Annotated in this window: 19 protein-coding genes; 16 read left to right on the top strand and 3 right to left on the bottom strand. The window is 35.4% G+C overall.

The window, feature by feature from the left end:
- Window positions 1-109 precede the first annotated feature (109 nt).
- From pyrH to BUA97_RS15395, 7 genes are all read left to right on the top strand, one after another.
- A complete protein-coding gene (gene pyrH / locus BUA97_RS15365) occupies window positions 110-817 on the top strand; it encodes a UMP kinase (RefSeq protein WP_072999926.1) in 708 nt (235 codons plus the stop codon).
- 93 nt (window positions 818-910) lie between these two features.
- Window positions 911-1,465, top strand: coding sequence for a ribosome recycling factor (gene frr / locus BUA97_RS15370; RefSeq protein ID WP_072999928.1), 555 nt, complete (start codon window positions 911-913; stop codon window positions 1,463-1,465).
- 154 nt (window positions 1,466-1,619) lie between these two features.
- Window positions 1,620-1,982: a 30S ribosome-binding factor RbfA gene (gene rbfA, locus BUA97_RS15375; protein ID WP_072999930.1), complete on the top strand. Its 363-nt coding sequence runs from the start codon at window positions 1,620-1,622 to the stop codon at window positions 1,980-1,982.
- 12 nt (window positions 1,983-1,994) lie between these two features.
- Window positions 1,995-3,197: an ABC transporter permease gene (locus BUA97_RS15380; RefSeq protein ID WP_072999932.1), complete on the top strand. Its 1,203-nt coding sequence runs from the start codon at window positions 1,995-1,997 to the stop codon at window positions 3,195-3,197.
- 216 nt (window positions 3,198-3,413) lie between these two features.
- The gene (locus BUA97_RS15385; RefSeq protein WP_072999933.1) at window positions 3,414-4,490 is read left to right on the top strand and encodes an endonuclease; all 1,077 of its coding nucleotides are present in this window, start codon (window positions 3,414-3,416) and stop codon (window positions 4,488-4,490) included.
- 152 nt (window positions 4,491-4,642) lie between these two features.
- The gene (locus BUA97_RS15390) at window positions 4,643-5,704 is read left to right on the top strand and encodes an endonuclease (RefSeq protein ID WP_072999934.1); all 1,062 of its coding nucleotides are present in this window, start codon (window positions 4,643-4,645) and stop codon (window positions 5,702-5,704) included.
- An 82-nt stretch (window positions 5,705-5,786) separates the two neighbouring features.
- A complete protein-coding gene (locus BUA97_RS15395) occupies window positions 5,787-6,455 on the top strand; it encodes a GDSL-type esterase/lipase family protein (protein ID WP_073000117.1) in 669 nt (222 codons plus the stop codon).
- A gap of 237 nt (window positions 6,456-6,692) precedes the next feature.
- On the opposite strand, the gene BUA97_RS15400 is transcribed toward BUA97_RS15395, so the two are convergent.
- Complete coding sequence (locus tag BUA97_RS15400; protein ID WP_072999935.1) at window positions 6,693-7,334, bottom strand: J domain-containing protein; 642 nt, start codon at window positions 7,332-7,334, stop codon at window positions 6,693-6,695.
- A 237-nt stretch (window positions 7,335-7,571) separates the two neighbouring features.
- Between BUA97_RS15400 and BUA97_RS15405 the strand changes: the two genes are divergently transcribed.
- Window positions 7,572-8,495, top strand: a complete 924-nt coding sequence (locus tag BUA97_RS15405) for a DUF4349 domain-containing protein (RefSeq protein ID WP_084081362.1) — start codon at window positions 7,572-7,574, stop codon at window positions 8,493-8,495.
- Window positions 8,496-8,548: 53 nt separating this feature from the next.
- On the opposite strand, the gene BUA97_RS15410 is transcribed toward BUA97_RS15405, so the two are convergent.
- Entirely contained in the window at window positions 8,549-9,112 is a 564-nt protein-coding gene (locus tag BUA97_RS15410) for a tetratricopeptide repeat protein (protein WP_072999939.1), read from the bottom strand.
- 239 nt (window positions 9,113-9,351) lie between these two features.
- On the opposite strand from BUA97_RS15410, the gene BUA97_RS15415 reads away from it, so the two are divergent.
- The 8 genes from BUA97_RS15415 to BUA97_RS15450 all read left to right on the top strand — a co-directional run bounded on the left by BUA97_RS15415 (window position 9,352) and on the right by BUA97_RS15450 (window position 14,923).
- Window positions 9,352-10,026: a MarR family winged helix-turn-helix transcriptional regulator gene (locus tag BUA97_RS15415; RefSeq protein WP_072999942.1), complete on the top strand. Its 675-nt coding sequence runs from the start codon at window positions 9,352-9,354 to the stop codon at window positions 10,024-10,026.
- 4 nt (window positions 10,027-10,030) lie between these two features.
- On the top strand, window positions 10,031-11,500 hold the full coding sequence (locus BUA97_RS15420) for a phytoene desaturase family protein (RefSeq protein WP_072999944.1): 1,470 nt from the start codon (window positions 10,031-10,033) through the stop codon (window positions 11,498-11,500).
- A gap of 17 nt (window positions 11,501-11,517) precedes the next feature.
- On the top strand, window positions 11,518-12,354 hold the full coding sequence (locus tag BUA97_RS15425; RefSeq protein WP_072999946.1) for a phytoene/squalene synthase family protein: 837 nt from the start codon (window positions 11,518-11,520) through the stop codon (window positions 12,352-12,354).
- Window positions 12,351-12,800, top strand: coding sequence for a hypothetical protein (locus BUA97_RS15430; protein WP_072999948.1), 450 nt, complete (start codon window positions 12,351-12,353; stop codon window positions 12,798-12,800). The genes BUA97_RS15425 and BUA97_RS15430 overlap by 4 nt, the downstream gene beginning before the upstream one ends.
- 2 nt (window positions 12,801-12,802) lie before the next feature.
- Window positions 12,803-13,276 carry an SRPBCC family protein gene (locus BUA97_RS15435; protein WP_072999950.1) on the top strand — a complete coding sequence of 158 codons (474 nt, stop codon included), beginning with the start codon at window positions 12,803-12,805 and terminating at the stop codon, window positions 13,274-13,276.
- The gene (locus BUA97_RS15440; protein ID WP_072999952.1) at window positions 13,273-13,737 is read left to right on the top strand and encodes a sterol desaturase family protein; all 465 of its coding nucleotides are present in this window, start codon (window positions 13,273-13,275) and stop codon (window positions 13,735-13,737) included. The genes BUA97_RS15435 and BUA97_RS15440 overlap by 4 nt, the downstream gene beginning before the upstream one ends.
- The gene (locus BUA97_RS15445; protein WP_072999954.1) at window positions 13,738-14,445 is read left to right on the top strand and encodes a lycopene cyclase domain-containing protein; all 708 of its coding nucleotides are present in this window, start codon (window positions 13,738-13,740) and stop codon (window positions 14,443-14,445) included.
- A gap of 223 nt (window positions 14,446-14,668) precedes the next feature.
- A complete protein-coding gene (locus BUA97_RS15450; RefSeq protein WP_072999956.1) occupies window positions 14,669-14,923 on the top strand; it encodes a hypothetical protein in 255 nt (84 codons plus the stop codon).
- Between the two features lie 5 nt (window positions 14,924-14,928).
- On the opposite strand, the gene BUA97_RS15455 is transcribed toward BUA97_RS15450, so the two are convergent.
- Window positions 14,929-17,361: an alpha-ketoacid dehydrogenase subunit alpha/beta gene (locus BUA97_RS15455; RefSeq protein ID WP_072999959.1), complete on the bottom strand. Its 2,433-nt coding sequence runs from the start codon at window positions 17,359-17,361 to the stop codon at window positions 14,929-14,931.
- Between the last annotated feature and the right edge of the window lie 46 nt (window positions 17,362-17,407).

Raw genomic sequence — 17,407 nt, forward strand, 5'->3', positions numbered from 1 at the left:
CTATTTTGATGCTAATCAAAATTTTTGTACAACTATCTTTTTATTAACGTAATTCTTTTCCTTTCATTATATTTGCACAGTTAAAAAAGAAATAAAAATAATAAGTTAGATGAAATATAAAAGAATCCTACTGAAACTAAGCGGTGAAGCATTAATGGGAAATCGCCAGTATGGCATCGATAACGACAGACTAAAAGAATATGCTGTCGAGATCAAAAAAGCTGTAGACAAAGGATGTGAGATTGCCATCGTTATTGGTGGAGGCAACATCTTCAGAGGATTAGCGGGTGCTGCAAAAGGAATGGACAGAGTGCAGGGAGATTATATGGGAATGCTTGCGACAGTTATCAACGGAATGGCTCTTCAAGGCGCTTTGGAAGATGCGGGCATCATGACAAGGTTACAGTCTGCCATCGAAATGGACAAAGTAGCAGAACCTTTCATCAAAAGAAAAGCCGTACGTCATCTGGAAAAAGGACGTGTTGTCATCTTCGGAGCAGGAACGGGTAATCCTTATTTCACTACTGATACTGCTGCAACTTTGAGAGCCATCGAGATCGATGCTGATGTTATCTTGAAAGGAACGAGAGTGGACGGAATATACGACAGTGATCCTGAAAAAAATGCAGATGCAGTCAAATTCAACAGCCTATCTTTCGACGAGGTTTTCGAAAAGAATCTTAAAGTAATGGATATGACCGCCTTCACCCTCAGCCATGAAAATAAATTACCAATCATCGTTTTCGATATGAACAAAGAAGGTAATCTGGAAAAACTGATTGACGGCGAAAATATCGGAACATTAGTCAACTTTTAAATGGGGATATTTTTGATATTTGATTAAATCATTATCATTCATAATCCATCATTCATGTAAAATATGTGTCAATTATCAAATTTTAAATATACAATGGAAGAATTAGAACTCATTGTAGCATCAGTAAAGCAAGAGATGGATGCTGCAATAAAGCATTTGGATCACGCTTTTCAAAAAATCAGAGCCGGACGTGCTTCTACATCTATGGTGCAGGATGTAATGGTAGAATATTATGGATCTATGACACCGATCAATCAGGTAGCCAACGTCTCTGTACCTGATGCGATGACTATTTCTATCCAGCCATGGGACCGATCCGCTATTGGCCCTATCGAAAAAGCCATTATTAATTCCAATCTTGGTTTTGCACCTTCTAATAACGGCGATGTCATTATCCTGAATGTTCCGCCTTTGACAGAAGAAAGAAGACGCGAACTTGCCAAACAGGCAAAAGCTGAAACTGAGCAGACAAAAGTTGTTATCCGAAATGCAAGACAGGAAGGTAACAAAGAACTGAAAAGACTGGAAGGAATTGCAGAAGACCTTATAAAAGGGGTTGAAAAAGATATCCAGGAGCTGACCGATGCTTACGTTAAAAAAACTGATGACCACCTGAAAATTAAAGAAGCTGAAATTTTGAAAGTGTAATTTTTTTCAAATTAAAAGAAACAACAACCCGATTCCATCTGTGAATCGGGTTTTATTTTGATGACAGATATGAAATGTCCTTTGGTCATAAGCGTAAACGACGCTGTAAAAGCTTTCATCAAATCAAAACAAAATCACTAAATTTGCAAAACTTATGGAAAGCAACAGACAAAGAAAAGTAGCACAGATTATACAGGAAGATATAGCGGAGATTTTCCGTAAACAGGCTTCCGAAAGCAAACAGAACAGTTTTTTGGTATCTGTTTCTGACGTGAAGGTAACGCCAGATCTGGGAATTGCAAAAATTTACCTCAGTATCTTCCCGGCAGAATTGCGAAAGCCTATCATGAAGGAAATTAATGAGAATAATGCATTCTACAGAAACTATCTCGGCCAGAAAATGGCTAAGCAGGTTAGAATAATCCCGCAACTGTCATTCTATCTGGATACAACCCTGGACGATGTAGAGCGCATAGAAAGAGAGCTGAAAGGCGAAGGTGATAACCCAACTCTTTAATCTGCTGGGAGTTTGAAAAACGCTTTTTACATAGCATCCCGTTACCTGATTTCCAAGAAGGGAAGCACAGCTGTAACCTTTATTACTTGGTTGGCAGCGTTTGCGATGGTTGCAGCTGTAGCAGCAATGTTTATTATCATCTCCGTATTTTCCGGTTTGGAAGAGATCAATAATCAGATGATTACCAATCTGCATGCAGATCTAACAATAAAAAGTAAGTCAGGAAAGATTTTACCGGAGATGAATAAAATCCAAAGTACACTCCGGAAAGACACTGACATTGTCAGTTTTTCAAAGATCATAGAAGAAAAAGTATATCTCGGATATAAAGATAACGGAGAAATTGCATACTTGCGAGGTGTAGATTCTGCGTATACGAATGTCAATCCTATAGACAAAAATATCTTTTACGGAAAGTATCCGGACTTCCACTACAGTAATGAAGTAATCATGGAAAACGGCCTGGACAACAGGCTATCGCTTCCGGTGAACTCCAGTCAGGATTTTGCGACAGTTCTGATGCCTAAACCAGGAAAAGGAATCATTCAGCAGGAAAATGATATTTTCAATAAAAAAGAAATTTATGTAAGTGGTGTTTTCCCTGGGAATGATCAGCTAGACAACTACATTATTGCACCTATTGAACTGGCTCAGGAACTGCTTGACCTTCCGAAAGATGCAGCCTATCAAATTGTTATCAAACTTAAAAATCCTGCAAATTCTGGGATTGTAAAATTATCACTCCTCAAAACACTTGGAGATCAGATTGTAATAAAAACCAAATCGGAAGAGAATGCGGCATTCTGGAAAATGATCAATACCGAAAAACTGATGATCTATCTGATTTTCGGACTTGTAATTTTCATTACAACATTCAATCTGGCTGGTGCAATAACAATCCTGCAGCTGGATAAAAAAGAGCAGGCCAAATCTCTGATCGCCCTTGGATTCAATATGAAAAATCTGCGGATGATTTACTTCTTTACAGGACTTCTTATTGTTTTACTGGGGATTCTTTGCGGATTAATTTTAGGGTCATTGATTTGTTTTTTACAGATCTACACAGGCTGGATCAAAGCCAGCGAAACATTGGCATTTCCCGTAAGAATAGACATTATCAATTATTTCATTGTATCAGGCATTGCTATATTTTTCGGACTATCTATCTCTTTTATCTTTTCTAAAGTGAATAAGAAATATATTTCTGATAATTAAACGCACCAATTTCCGTATATAATTTTTAAGTTAATTTATATTCCAAAATTCAGATAAAACTATCTGTATTTTTCAATTCTACACACATATTATTATCATTTTATATATAATTCAAAAAATTAATCTAAACAGTTAAAATTTCTTCTCTGTTGTTGATAATTTTTTTCATTTACTTATAAAGATATTTTATACATTTACCGCCCTTAATTTTTTGAAATGAAAAAATGTATTTTTATTCTTTTTGTTGGGATGTTCGGCATTGCAAATGCGCAGGCACCAACAGGTTATTATGACAATGCAAGCGGACTTACAGGTTATGCATTGAAAACAAAACTCGGAGAAATCATTACTGCTGGTTATCAAACCAAAAGCTATGATGCTCTTTATGACATCTATCCTTCATCGGACTCTGACAAATGGTATGAGAAAGATAATACTGTTTTGGATGTTTATTCTGAAAACCCGACAGGACCAGACCCTTACAATTTCACACACGGACAGAAAAAATGTGGAAACTACAGTAATGAAGGTGATTGTTATAACCGTGAACATACAGTCCCACAAAGTCTTTTCAACTCTGCATCTCCAATGGTTTCTGATCTTTTACATATCCTTCCGACTGATGGAAAAGTAAATGGTATGAGAAGCAATTACCCTTTTGGAAAAGTGTCTAATCCATCCTTTACATCCAAGAACGGATCAAAAGTGGGATCTAATACTTCTCCAGGTTATTCCGGAACTGTATTCGAGCCGATTAATGAATTCAAAGGAGATATTGCCAGATGCTTATTGTATTTTGTTACCAGATATCAGACAAAATTATCAAGTTTTTCCAGTGGAAACATTCTGAATACCTCTAATGTTAACCAGGGTTTACAGACTTGGGAACTAAATCTGCTATTGCTTTGGCATCAACAAGATCCTGTTTCCGAAAGAGAAATCACACGTAATAATGTGGCGTACACGCATCAAAAAAACAGAAACCCCTTTGTGGATCATCCGGAATGGGTTACAACAATCTGGGGCCCTTCTCCTTTGGCAGTAGATGATGCTTCATTTTCCAAAAACCTCACTATTGCTCCAAACCCTGTTAAAGGTAATGTGATCAGCGTGATCGGAGACAAGGATCTGAAGAAGTTTACAAAAGCTTTTATTTATAACATGGTCGGGCAAAATGTTCAGACAATTGAAAATCCTTTCCAGAACGGAAATACAATTCAGCTAAAAAATCTTCCAAAAGGCGTTTATATCCTTAAAACCGGAGAACTGAATACCAAATTCATCATAGAATAAAAACCAAAATTATATTTCGAGACAGAGTAAAATCTGTCTCTTTTATTTCAAAATCAATAATGATTAGTTAATATAAAACAGAAATATAATTGAAAGTATTCCTGTATTTTTACAGAAATATTTATAACTTTAACGCCCTAATTTTTTTTAAAATGAAAAAATATTTCTTTACATTATTCGTCGGATTATTTGGCATTATAAATGCGCAGATCCCGACAGGCTATTATGATGGCACAACCGGGCTTAGCGGCGCTGCTCTAAAAACCAAATTGAGCCAGATCATTACAGCGGGCCATCAGGATAAAGGTTATAACTGGGCTGTATTTTCAAGTGCTGACAGGGATAAATATTATGAAAATGACAACAGTGTCCTAGACGTATATTCTGAAAACCCAGCCGGTCCGGATCCTTATAAATATACAATCGATACTAATCAATGCGGTAGTTACAGTGGAGAAGGCTCTTGTTACAATAGAGAACACTCTATTCCGAAATCAACTTTCAATGACGCTACTCCGATGCATAATGATTATCATCACCTGTTGCCAACGGACGGCTATGTGAACGGAAAAAGAAGCAACTGGCCATATGGGGAGGTTGGAACTGCAAGCTGGACTTCAAAAAATGGTTCAAAACTGGGATCAAGTAAGCTTAATGGATATTCAGGAACTGTTTTTGAGCCAATCAATGAGTTCAAAGGTGATATCGCCAGGATCTATTTATATTTTGCTACAAGATATCAGTCTCAGATCACTACATTTACTTATGACATGTATGACGGATCTACATTCAAGGTTTTTGCGGAGCCTTTTCTGTCCATGCTTTTAAAATGGCATCAGCAGGATCCTGTTTCTCAGAAGGAAATTGACAGAAACAATGCCGTTTACAACTATCAGAAAAACAGAAACCCATATGTGGATCATCCGGAATATGTTGCGCAGATCTGGGGAACTGTAATGGCTGTTGATGACGCATCATTTTCCAAAAACCTGACTATTGCTCCTAATCCTGTTAAAGGTAATACAATCCAGGTAACCGGTGATAAGGATCTTAAGCAATTTAAAACTGCATTTATTTACAATACTGTCGGACAAAATATCCAGACGATTGAGAATCCTTTCCAAAACGGAAATACCATTACAATTAAAAATCTTCCAAAAGGTATCTATATCCTTAAAACAGGAGAATTGAATACTAAATTTATCGTAGATTAATTTTATAATGAAATATTAAAACGGGAATCAGTTGCTTTTGCAGCTGATTTTTTTTATCTTAAATATTCAAAAAAAAGTAAGAATGAAACACAGTAGATATTTTATCAAAATTATTTTTTCCTTTTCGCTAATCCTTACCTCTCTCCTGTTTCAAGCGCAGGAAAAACCGTTTTGGAAAGAGATTCAGGCGTTCAGGAAAACAGATCAGACCAGCAGAATTCCCAAAAAAGCCATTCTCTTCCTAGGCAGTTCTTCTTTCACTTACTGGAATGATGTAAATGACTACTTCCCTACTAAAACCATTGTGAACAGGGCTTTTGGCGGCTCCAGATTATTGGATCTCAATCGTTATTCAGATGAACTTCTCGATCCTTATAAGCCGAAACAGATTGTCATATACTGTGGGGAAAATGATATTGCTACTGATAATCCTGCTCCTGCCGAAGTTTTGGAAAGGTTCAAAACATTTTTCGGAAAGATCCGTCAGAAATATCCCAAAGTTCCGGTTGCTTATGTTTCTATCAAATATTCACCAAGCCGTGAGCAGTTCTGGCCACAGATGAAAGAGCTGAACCAAATGATAGAAGCCTATCTTAAAACCCAGAGAAAAGCAGAATATATAGATATTACAACTGTGATGAATGGTGAAAATGGTAAAGTTAGAACCGATATTTTCAAAGAGGATATGCTTCATATGAAGCCTGAAGGCTACCGGCTTTGGACAAAAGTAATGGCTAAGTATCTGAAATAAATATCAAATCAGATATTTGAATTCATGATTTTTCCAAATAAATAAATTAATATATAATTTGTATTTATTCTAAATTAATTTATATTTACATTATGATTCAGCAGATTATACCTTTCAAAATCGCGCCATTGGCGCCAGCATTCAGGAATGATGAGATGATGTATTGTGACAAGAAAAAATGTTGCAAAAAATTCAAAAAAGGAAAACGTTGCAAAAAATGTCCGGGAAGATTGAAAATCAGTTAAAAATCAGCCAGGCAATCAAAACCAATAATACTAAAAATATAATAACAGAAACCATCCCGGAAAGTTTGGTTTCTTTTTTTTGCGATTTTCCCAACGATTCTTTGGGTTTTTGTAAATTACTTTCTTCAGGTTGTAAATCCGTCTCCGATCGTTCACTGATCGTTATTCCCTGCACAACTGTTTTATGAAGAACCGTATTGGTAGCATGAAGCAGGATCTGAAAATTACCTTGTGAATCGAATTCCTTTATCCTGATGGTTCTTTCGCCGTTCGGTTTTTCCAATCCGAAAGGAACAATCTTCACCAGGTCTGCATCGTAAGTGTTCCAATAAACAGTTATCTCTTCACCTTTAAGGGCGCGGATCTTACTTGCAGAAAAATTTTTGATCTTTGGCGGGAGGATGCTTTTTACATTTCTTTGCTGGCTGGAAAGATTCTGATCATACATACGTTTTCTTTCCGGATCCATAAGCGTTTCGTAGGCTTCCCGGATTTCTCTGAATCTGTCGGCAAAGAAATCATCATTCTCATTTTTATCCGGATGATATTTCAGCGAAAGTTTTCTGTAGGCTTTTTTGATGTCTTCAGGAGAAGCATTTTGAGGAATTCCAAGAAAATAATAATAATCCTTCACAACGCAAATTTAATGATTTTTAAAATTTTATCTGAATATGGATAACAATACTATATTAAAGACTTGTAAAATATTTGATTATCCGGATATTTTATTAATTCATGATCTTGTAAATCTCTTGTAAATTAAAATTAAACACTTGTCTTACAGATAATTATGCAATTACAAAAAGAATCAGAGCAATTTACAATTTATTATTTGTGTTGTTGAATAGTTTTACATCATAAAATTATTCCAATGAAAAAAATATTTTTGAGTGCCATAATACTTGGTACATTAACCATGTGTAAAAAAGCTGATCTACAGGAATCAAACTCAACTATTTCAACTGCTGACTCCATTGCTGAGAAGGCGTCTGATATTATAGAAAAATCAGATTCTGACATGACTGCTGTTATAGATTCGGTGAATCTGAAAACTAAAGATCTTATTAAAAATAAGGAAGATATCGAAAAGGCATTTGATAAAGAAAAAGAAAAAATCGATTCCATTTCTGAAGATATCAATCAATTTAAAAAAGATATTGAGGGCAAAAAAATTTCGGTTTCTATTGATTCCATAACGCGACAAATCAAAAAAGAAATACCTAAGCAAAAGACTATTAAAAAAGTTATATACCGAAACAAAACCCAAAACAACCAACCGCCCGCTTCGGAAACTGCAACATTAGTTAAGAATGGTTCCGTTGAAATTACCGTTGAAAATTTAGCAGTTGCCAGACAAAATGTAAAGGATATTATTCGAAAATATGACGCTATTGTCAAAACTGAAAACCTGGTTACCAATGATGAATTCCAGACCTTTTACATCACCTCCAAAGTTCCGTATGAAAAGTTCGATTATCTGGTTGAAGATTTGGGAATATTAGGTACGGTGAACAATAAAAACCTGGAATCTAAGGGTGAAACTTACAGACAGAACAAGCTATGTAATCTTGACATCACATTATATGAAAATCATCTGACAAAAAAAGAATCTGAAAAATATCAGACTTTTGGTGAAAAATCTATGGATGCTATTTCATCAGGTTGGCATGTTATAGGGAGTATTCTGTTATTTCTTCTTCCGTTCTGGCCTTTATTTCTGATATCTGGAATAGGGTATTACTTTTATAAAAAAAACAAAAAACAGAATAATTCTGAAAACAAAACAGAACAATAATAGAAAAGACGCTTAAATAAAGCGTCTTTTCATTTATAAACAAATCTGAATATCTAGTTCATCAAGCTTTTACTCAGATTAAGAGCATCTTGATTTGAACTGTCATATTGCAGAGATTTTGCAATATATTGTTTCGCTTTTTCCGGGTTACTTTCCTTGTCAAGAAATGCAATAAAGAAATAAGCATAAGCTAAATTTTGTTTATTTGCATCTACCTCTTCCGGTTTCACTTTGGCAATATATTGTTCATATGCCATTTTTGCACCATCATTATTTTTAGCTGATTGATTAGCATAGCCAATACTATAATATGCAGGTGCCCAATCCGGGATGATAGCAGTCACTTTATTCCAAGTAGCTATGGCAGAAGTCCAGTCACTCGCATTTTGATAAGCGGTAGCCAATCCAACAAGCGATTGGGTATCATCCGGCTTCGCAGCAATTTTTTGTTTAAGACCTTCTATTTCAGGGTTGCTTACCCCAGAAGTTTGCGCTGTTGCTGCAGTTTGGTTGTTGATGGTATCATTTGAAGTTTGGTTTGTTTGTGCAGTCATATAATTTGCTGCAATAAATGATAAACCAAACAATAAGCTTTTAATTTTAAATTCCGTTTTCATAACTTTTCAATTTTGTTGTGTTTGATAATTCGCAATAACAATTCCATAAACAAATATTTTTTTAAGTTTTTAAACTTTTTATCATAATTTTAAGATTGTATGATTAAGTTTTAAGATATTTTAAACATTTGTTTATAAATACAATTTTACTGTTTAAATTATTTTTGGCTTTATTATTGATAGTATTTTTTTATACCTTTATATATATTTTTTACAATATTTATACACTAATTACATCCATGAATTTTAAATTAATTAATGACACTATAAAACTTTTGGAAACATTCGACTCCGAAAATATAAATAGTATCTACTCAAACGATATCAATGGTTTTAAAAACTGGATAGCAGAAAAAGAAATCTCCGAAAAACATATTGTCCCCGAAGAACCGGCTTGGGAAGGTAAAAACAACGGAAGATCTGCAGAAAGCGTTATCAGCACATTGCTTGTTCATCTAAACAGGTATGCAAAAACTTATTCCAAATCTGCGATTGCCGGTTCGGATTTCAGCACGCAGGAAGAATTTATTTACCTGATTAACCTACAGGCTTTTGGCGAAATGACTAAAATAGAACTGATTAAAAAGAACATTCATGATAAATCTGCCGGTATACTTACTATAAACCGTCTTATAAAGCAAGGTTGGGTGGAACAAACCAATTCTGCCAAAGATAAAAGATCAAAAGTGCTGAAAATGACCCAGCAAGGCATTATAGCTCTGGATCAGCAAATGAATAAAATCCGGAATGCAAGCAAAATAGTAACCGGAAATCTTAATTATACAGAAAAAATACAACTTATAAAAATACTGGATAAACTAGACCGTTTTCACAATCCGATTTACAACAGGAATATCGACAGCAATCAACTTATAGAAACTGTTTTGAAGGATTATTCATTCGGAGAAAATTAAAGACATGAAGAAAAAAACAGCAATTATAGGTTCCGGATTTTCTGGTTTGTCAGCAGCAGCATATTGTTCCGGACTTGGAAATGAAGTTCACGTTTTTGAAAGAAATGAAAGTCTGGGCGGGCGTGCAAGAAGTTTTCGGACAGACAATGGTTATACTTTCGATATGGGGCCAAGCTGGTATTGGATGCCTGATATTATCGAAGGTTTTTTTAAAGATTTTGGATCATCTAGAGAGGATTTTTATGAATTAATTCCTCTCAATCCACAATTTGAAATGGTTTTTTCTGATGGCAAAATGGAGATTCCTCAGGATTATGAAGAGATGAAAAATCTTTTTGAATTCACGGAAAAAGGAGCCGGAAAAAGGCTTGATGACTTTATGAAAGATGCACAGTATAAGTATGAAGTCGGGATGAAAGATTTTGTCAACAAGCCTTGTCATTCCTGGCTGGAATTTTTTTCTCCCACGATTGCTAAAAGCGCATTAAAACTTGATTTGCTGAGCGATTTTCATCACTTTGTCAGAAAATATTTTAAGCATCCCAAACTGATAACGCTTATGGAATTTCCTGTAATTTTTCTAGGTGCAGCGCCAAAGGATATTCCAGCTTTGTACAGTCTGATGAATTATGGAGGCTATAAACTCGGAACTTGGTATCCCATGGGCGGATTCATTAAGATTATTGAAGCTATGGCAACCATTGGAAAACAAAAAGGCGTTCATTTTCACCTTAATTCCGATGTTCAAAAAATAATAATCGAAGATAAAAAGGTTGCCGGGATTATGGTAAATGGTGAAAAACTCAAATTTGACACTGTTATTGCTTCCTCCGATTATCATCATACTGAAGAAAAACTTTTGGAGAAAGAATACAGAAATTATGACGAAAAATACTGGAAGAAAAAAACTTTTGCTCCATCTTGTTTGATTTTCTACTTAGGATTCAAAGAAAAAATACCTAATCTTAAACATCATACTTTGTTCTTCGAAAATGATCTTGATCTGCATACAAACGAAATCTATACTGACAAAAAATGGCCGACAAAGCCACTTTTCTATGTTTGTTGTCCTTCAAAAACTGATGAAAATCTTGCTCCGGAAAATTGTGAAAATGTTTTCTTGCTAATGCCAATCGCTACAGGAATTGAAGATTCGGAAATGATGAGAGAAAAATATTTTTCTGAAATGATACAGAGAATCGAGAAACATACAAAAACCAAACATCTGATCTCTAAGCTGGATTATAAGAAAAGCTATTGTATCAACGATTTTATCAGCGATTATAATGCTTATGAAGGAAATGCATACGGACTGGCAAACACTCTTTCACAGACTGCAGTGCTGAAACCTTCTTTAAAAAACAAAAAAGTTAAAAACCTTTTTTACACAGGCCAATTAACCGTGCCCGGACCGGGTGTTCCGCCATCCATTATATCCGGAAAAATCGCAGCTACCGAATCCAATAAACCATAACCTGAATACATCTAAATATGAAAAAATTATTCGACGAACTTTCTTATAAGATAAGCAAACAAACGACAAAACAATATAGTACAAGCTTCTCGCTTGGTATCCTTGCATTGTCACCAAAGATCAGAAATGCCATCTACGCGATCTATGGTTATGTGCGTCTGGCAGACGAAATCGTAGATAGCTTCCATGGTTATGACAAGCAAAAATTATTGTCACGTTTCCGAGAAGAAACTACAGTTGCACTGGAAGAGAAAATTTCTTTAAATCCTATTCTGCATTCGTTTCAGGAAACAGTTCATCAATATAAAATTGATTTTCAGCTCATTGATCAATTCCTGAGAAGTATGGAAATGGATCTCCATAAGATCGATTATAACTCTGAACTTTATAAAGAATATATCCTTGGTTCTGCAGAAGTTGTGGGACTAATGTGTCTTCAGGTTTTTGTGGAAGGCAACAAATCTGAATATGAAACGCTCAAACCCTATGCAATGATCCTGGGTTCCGCTTTCCAGAAAGTGAATTTCCTGCGCGATATGAAAGATGACTATTACGTTTTGGGAAGGACTTATTTCCCGAATGTGGATATAAAGGATTTTGATAATAAGGTGAAAGAAGAGATCGAAAAAGAAATTCATGAAGAATTCCAAAAAGCGCTGGAAGGTATAAAATTGCTTCCGAATTCTTCCCGTTTTGGTGTTTACCTCGCTTACCGGTATTACATTTCATTATTCCGAAAGATCAGAAAAACATCTGCGGGAAAGATTATCAATCAAAGAATAAGAATCTCCAACAGAAGAAAAATATCTCTGATGATGGGCTGTTACCTGGAATATAAAATGTCCATGATATGAAAATGATATATTCCTTTTTATTAATTTTTTCTTTTTTGATGCTGTCGAGCCAGGATATTACTACAATCAGGAAGAATTATCAGAAAGCTGTTTCTGACAAACAGGCTTGCAGAGAAATGCTGGCTCAATTCGAAAATAAAAGAAACGAAGGTTTGGAACTGGCTTATCAGGGAGCGTTCCAGGCAATCTGGGCAAAACACACAAACAATCCTTTTGAAAAACTCAGTACTTTCAAAAAAGGAAAAAGCAATATCGAAAAAGCTCTGAAACAGAATCCGGATCAGATAGAATCCATATTTCTTCGCTACTCTATCCAGAAAGAAAGCCCCGGATTTTTGGGCTATAAATCGAATATCAAGGAAGACAGAGCAATGCTTGATAAAAATGTTAAACATATCGATGACGCATTATTAAAACAAATGATCATCCAGATTCTTAAAAGCTAAAAATGAAACATCGTCTATACCGTGAGCAACAGCTGAATTGCAGTTTGCAGGAAGCATGGAAGTTCTTTTCATCCGCCAATAATCTTTCCAAGATTACACCAAAAGAGATGAATTTCGTCGTCATCACCGAACTTGCTGATGATAATATCTATAAAGGTATGATGATTGACTATTTTGTCTCCCCTTTTTGGGGAATCAAAATGCCATGGAAAACGGAGATCACGGAAGTTGACTCCGGGAAAAGTTTTACGGATTTCCAAAAGTACGGACCGTACAGGCTTTGGAATCACAGACATGATTTTATCGAAAACCGTGACGGTGTACTGATGAAAGATACGATTGATTATGAACTTCCGTTTGGGATTTTTGGAGAATTAGCTCATACGTTATTCGTAAGAAAAAAGCTCATACATATTTTCAATTACCGACAAATGATTTTGGAAAAAATGTTCAATTCAAAAAAAAATAAAATATGAATTTTCTCATAATATTAATAACTTTTTTCCTTATGGAAGGCGCAACCTGGATAATTCATAAATATGTTATGCATGGTTTTCTATGGTCTCTGCACCGTGATCATCATGATCACAGTAATGATCCGCCTTTGGAAAAAAATGATTATTTTTTTATTATTTTTGCTATTCCGGCGATTATATTGATGTATTTTGGAAGTATCAACAGCTTTAATTACTTATTTTATATTGGGCTTGGTGTTACCATTTACGGAATGGCATATTTTTTTGTACATGATATATTTATTCACCAAAGGGTCAAGGTGCTGAAAAATACTAAGAATCCATATCTTTTGGCGATAAGAAGAGCACACAAGCAACATCATAAACATCTCGGGAAAGAACATGGAGAATGTTTCGGGTTTCTTTGGGTGCCTGTAAAATATTTTAGAATGTACTTCAGTCAGAACAAAACACACACATAGATGCAATTAACTTATTTGCTTATTGATTTTTTAACTGTTATTATCTGTTTCGTATTTTCTTTTCATCCGAAAATCAGATTCAACAGGTACTTCGGAGCATTTTTTCTGTCATCCTTCATCGTTGGCCTGGTCTTTATCGGCTGGGATATATGGTTTACAAAAACAGGTGTATGGTGGTTTAATGACAAATATATTACCGGTTTCAAAATTTTTGAACTTCCTATCGAGGAGATTCTGTTTTTCATCTGTATTCCATTTTCCTGCATTTTCACATATTTCTGTCTTGACAAATTCTTCGACCTTGACTGGAAAACTTCCCAGGAAAAAGTTTTCATTCCCGTTTCGATCATTATCTATCTTATAATTGCAATTTATTTTCGTGACAATATCTATACACTTGTTACATTTCTGAGCTTGTCCATCACATTATTTATTCTCTATTTCGTTATGAAATCCGGTTGGCTAGGTAAAGCAACTACAGTATATCTGCTTTTATTTCCGGGATTTCTTACCGTAAACGGAATACTTACAGGAACAGGTCTGGATACTCCTGTGGTCAATTATAATCCGGAAGATTATATCGGTTTAAGAATTTTCACCATCCCTATCGAAGATTTTTTCTATGGTTATGAAATGATACTCTGGAATCTATTCTTATTCAAAAAATTTTCCCGCAAAAATTCATTAGACTCAGCTGACATACTTTAAAATTAGTATTGAGTCTATATTTTCTTATTTAATTTCTTTTTTTAACTATCTGCAGAATTAATTTGGATTCAGTATTTTCAAATATAATTTAAAGTAAATAATAAATTATATATCAATTAATAAACAATTGTTTGATAAAAATATAAAATAATTAAAATAAATTTAATTATTAATTTATCAATATTCAATAATAATTATTAATTTTACCTTATACTAATCCTCAATGAAATACACATTAATCAAAAGAAACAAAAATTTTCGTACAACTTCGAATTCTGAATTCGTAGCCTGGATGAGAAAACATGACCTTCAGCAATGGGAAGATAATCTGGACTTCATGAAAGGTTATGCTTATAGGAAATTAACGTTCGAAAAGATGGAAATACGGAGTGACAATGAAGATGCTTTTGTGGAAGATCTGCAAAAAAATAACCTTTTGAAAATCGAATCTTCAAAAGGTTTATTTGGGTTATTTTAAATTGTTTAATAAATCGAGGGATATTTTCCAGGATTCAGTTCATTAAACAGTTTATAAATTTTCTCTACCATGTCATCTGCAGATGGTTTACTGAAATAGTCACCGTCACTGGCATAAGCAGGCCTGTGATTTTCTGCCGAAATTGTCACTGGATCCGAATCCAGGTATCTGAACGCTTTTTGTTTTTCTAAAATCTGCTGCAAAATAAATGCAGAAGTTCCGCCTTCCACATCTTCATCTATTATTGCCAATCTGTTGGTTTTTTTCACACTTTCTGCAATTTCACCAGACAGATCAAAAGGAATCAATGACTGCACATCAATAACTTCTGCTGCAATACCCAGTTTTTCCAACTCCTGTGCAGCTTCAGTCACTATTCTCCATGTAGATCCATAAGTTACCAGAGTAATGTCGGTACCTTGTTTTGTAACTTCGATTTTTCCAACCGGCACAGTAAATTCCCCAAGATTATCTGGTTGTTTTTCCTTTAATCGGTATCCGTTCAGACATTCCACAATCACAGCCGGCTCGTCACTTTGAAGCATGGTGTTATAGAAACCGGCAGCCTTAGTCAAACTCCTCGGAACCAATATATTAATCCCTTTGGAAAGGTTCAGAATGCCGGCCATTGGCGATCCGGAATGCCATACGCCCTCCAGCCTGTGACCTCTGGTTCTGATAATGACAGGCGCCTTCTGGCCGCCTTTAGTTCTGTATTGCACCGTTGCAAGATCATCACTCATCCCTTGAAGACAATATAAAATATAGTCAAGATATTGGATTTCTGCAATAGGTTTCAATCCTCTCATTGCCATTCCGATCCCTTGCCCGAGGATAGTCGCCTCGCGGATGCCGGTATCAGCAATTCTCAACTCGCCATATTTTTCCTGCAAGCCTTCCAATCCCTGATTCACATCACCTATATTTCCGGCATCTTCACCAAAAACCAGTGCTTCAGGATATTTTTCAAAAATTCTGTCAAAATTATTTCTCACCACTACTCTTCCATCTACCTCTTCCGAAGATTCTGAAAATATCGGTTTTACTTCTTTTATATTGGTAGCCTTCCACTTGGATTCTGAATACAGGTGGGAAGAATAATTATCCTTTTCAATCCTCAGAATCTCTTCATATTTTGATTTGAGACTGTCTCTTTCAGAGGAATTCTGGCCTCTTGTTATTAATAACGATTGCCTTACGAGATGGAATATATCTTTTTTGCTTTTGGAAATAATTTTATTAAAATTATCAATCAAAATACCAATCTCTGAATTTTGATTTCTCAGCATCTCAACCAAAGGTAAGATTTCTGATTTCAAGTCAGATATTGTTTTCTGATATGATTCCCATGCTTTTTTCTGACCTTCTTTTACAAGCTTTTTAGCTTCAGTATCAATCAAATCCAATTCTTCAGCACTCGCCAAAAATTCTTCATTGCCCTCTATTTCAATGCTGTAATCCAAAATCCATTCTCTGAATTTGATCAAACCGTCAAATTCTGATTCCCAATTCAATCTGTCTTCAGACTTATAACGCTCGTGCGATCCAGAAGTGGAATGTCCTTGAGGCTGAGTAACTTCGGTTACGTGGATCACTACAGGAACGCTTTCGTATCGTGCAAAATGTTCTGCTTTTGCATAAGCTTCCATCAATGCAGGGTAATCCCAAGCTTTTACCTGAATGATTTCGCATCCCTGGTTTTCACCTTCATTTCTCTGAAATCCCGAAAGCATTTCGGAAATATCAGCTTTAGCTCTTTGATTCTGAGTCGGAACCGAAATACCATAACCATCATCCCAGATCGAAACAATCATAGGAACCTGCAAAGCACAGGCGGCATTCAGAGTTTCCCAGAAATGTCCTTCTGCAGTAGAAGCATCTCCAATCGTTCCGAAAGTAATTTCATTCCCGTTATTTGAAAATTTTTCGGAGCCATCAAATTTTACGGATTTATAAATTTTTGAAGCCTGAGCTAATCCTAACAATCTTGGCATCTGTCCTGCTGTTGGCGAAATATCAGAAGAAATATTTTTCTGAGCCATCAGGTTTTTCCAGCTTCCATCCGGGTTCAGACTTCTTGTTGCATAATGCCCGTTCATTTGTCGGCCGGCAGAAGCAGGCTCTCTTTCTACACTCGTATCAGCATATAATTGTGCAAAAAAACTTTCCACAGAAACGGCATCTATAGCCAATGCAAAGGTTTGATCACGATAATAACCGGAACGGAAATCCCCATCACGGAAAACTTTCGCCATTGCCAGCTGCGGCAATTCCTTACCATCACCAAAAATTCCGAATTTGGCTTTCCCGGTCAGAACTTCTCTTCTGCCCAGATAAGACATCTCGCGGGAGATTCTGCCCAAGCGGTAGTCATTTTTAACACTGTTTTTGAAGTCCTGAAAAGAGACCTGTTGTGTTTCTATGTAAGTTGATTGCATTGCAATAGAGTTTTGACAAATATAAAATTTTTTCGCTAATTTTTAC

This window comes from Epilithonimonas mollis (assembly GCF_900142325.1).
GTDB classification, from domain to species: Bacteria; Bacteroidota; Bacteroidia; order Flavobacteriales; family Weeksellaceae; genus Epilithonimonas; species Epilithonimonas mollis.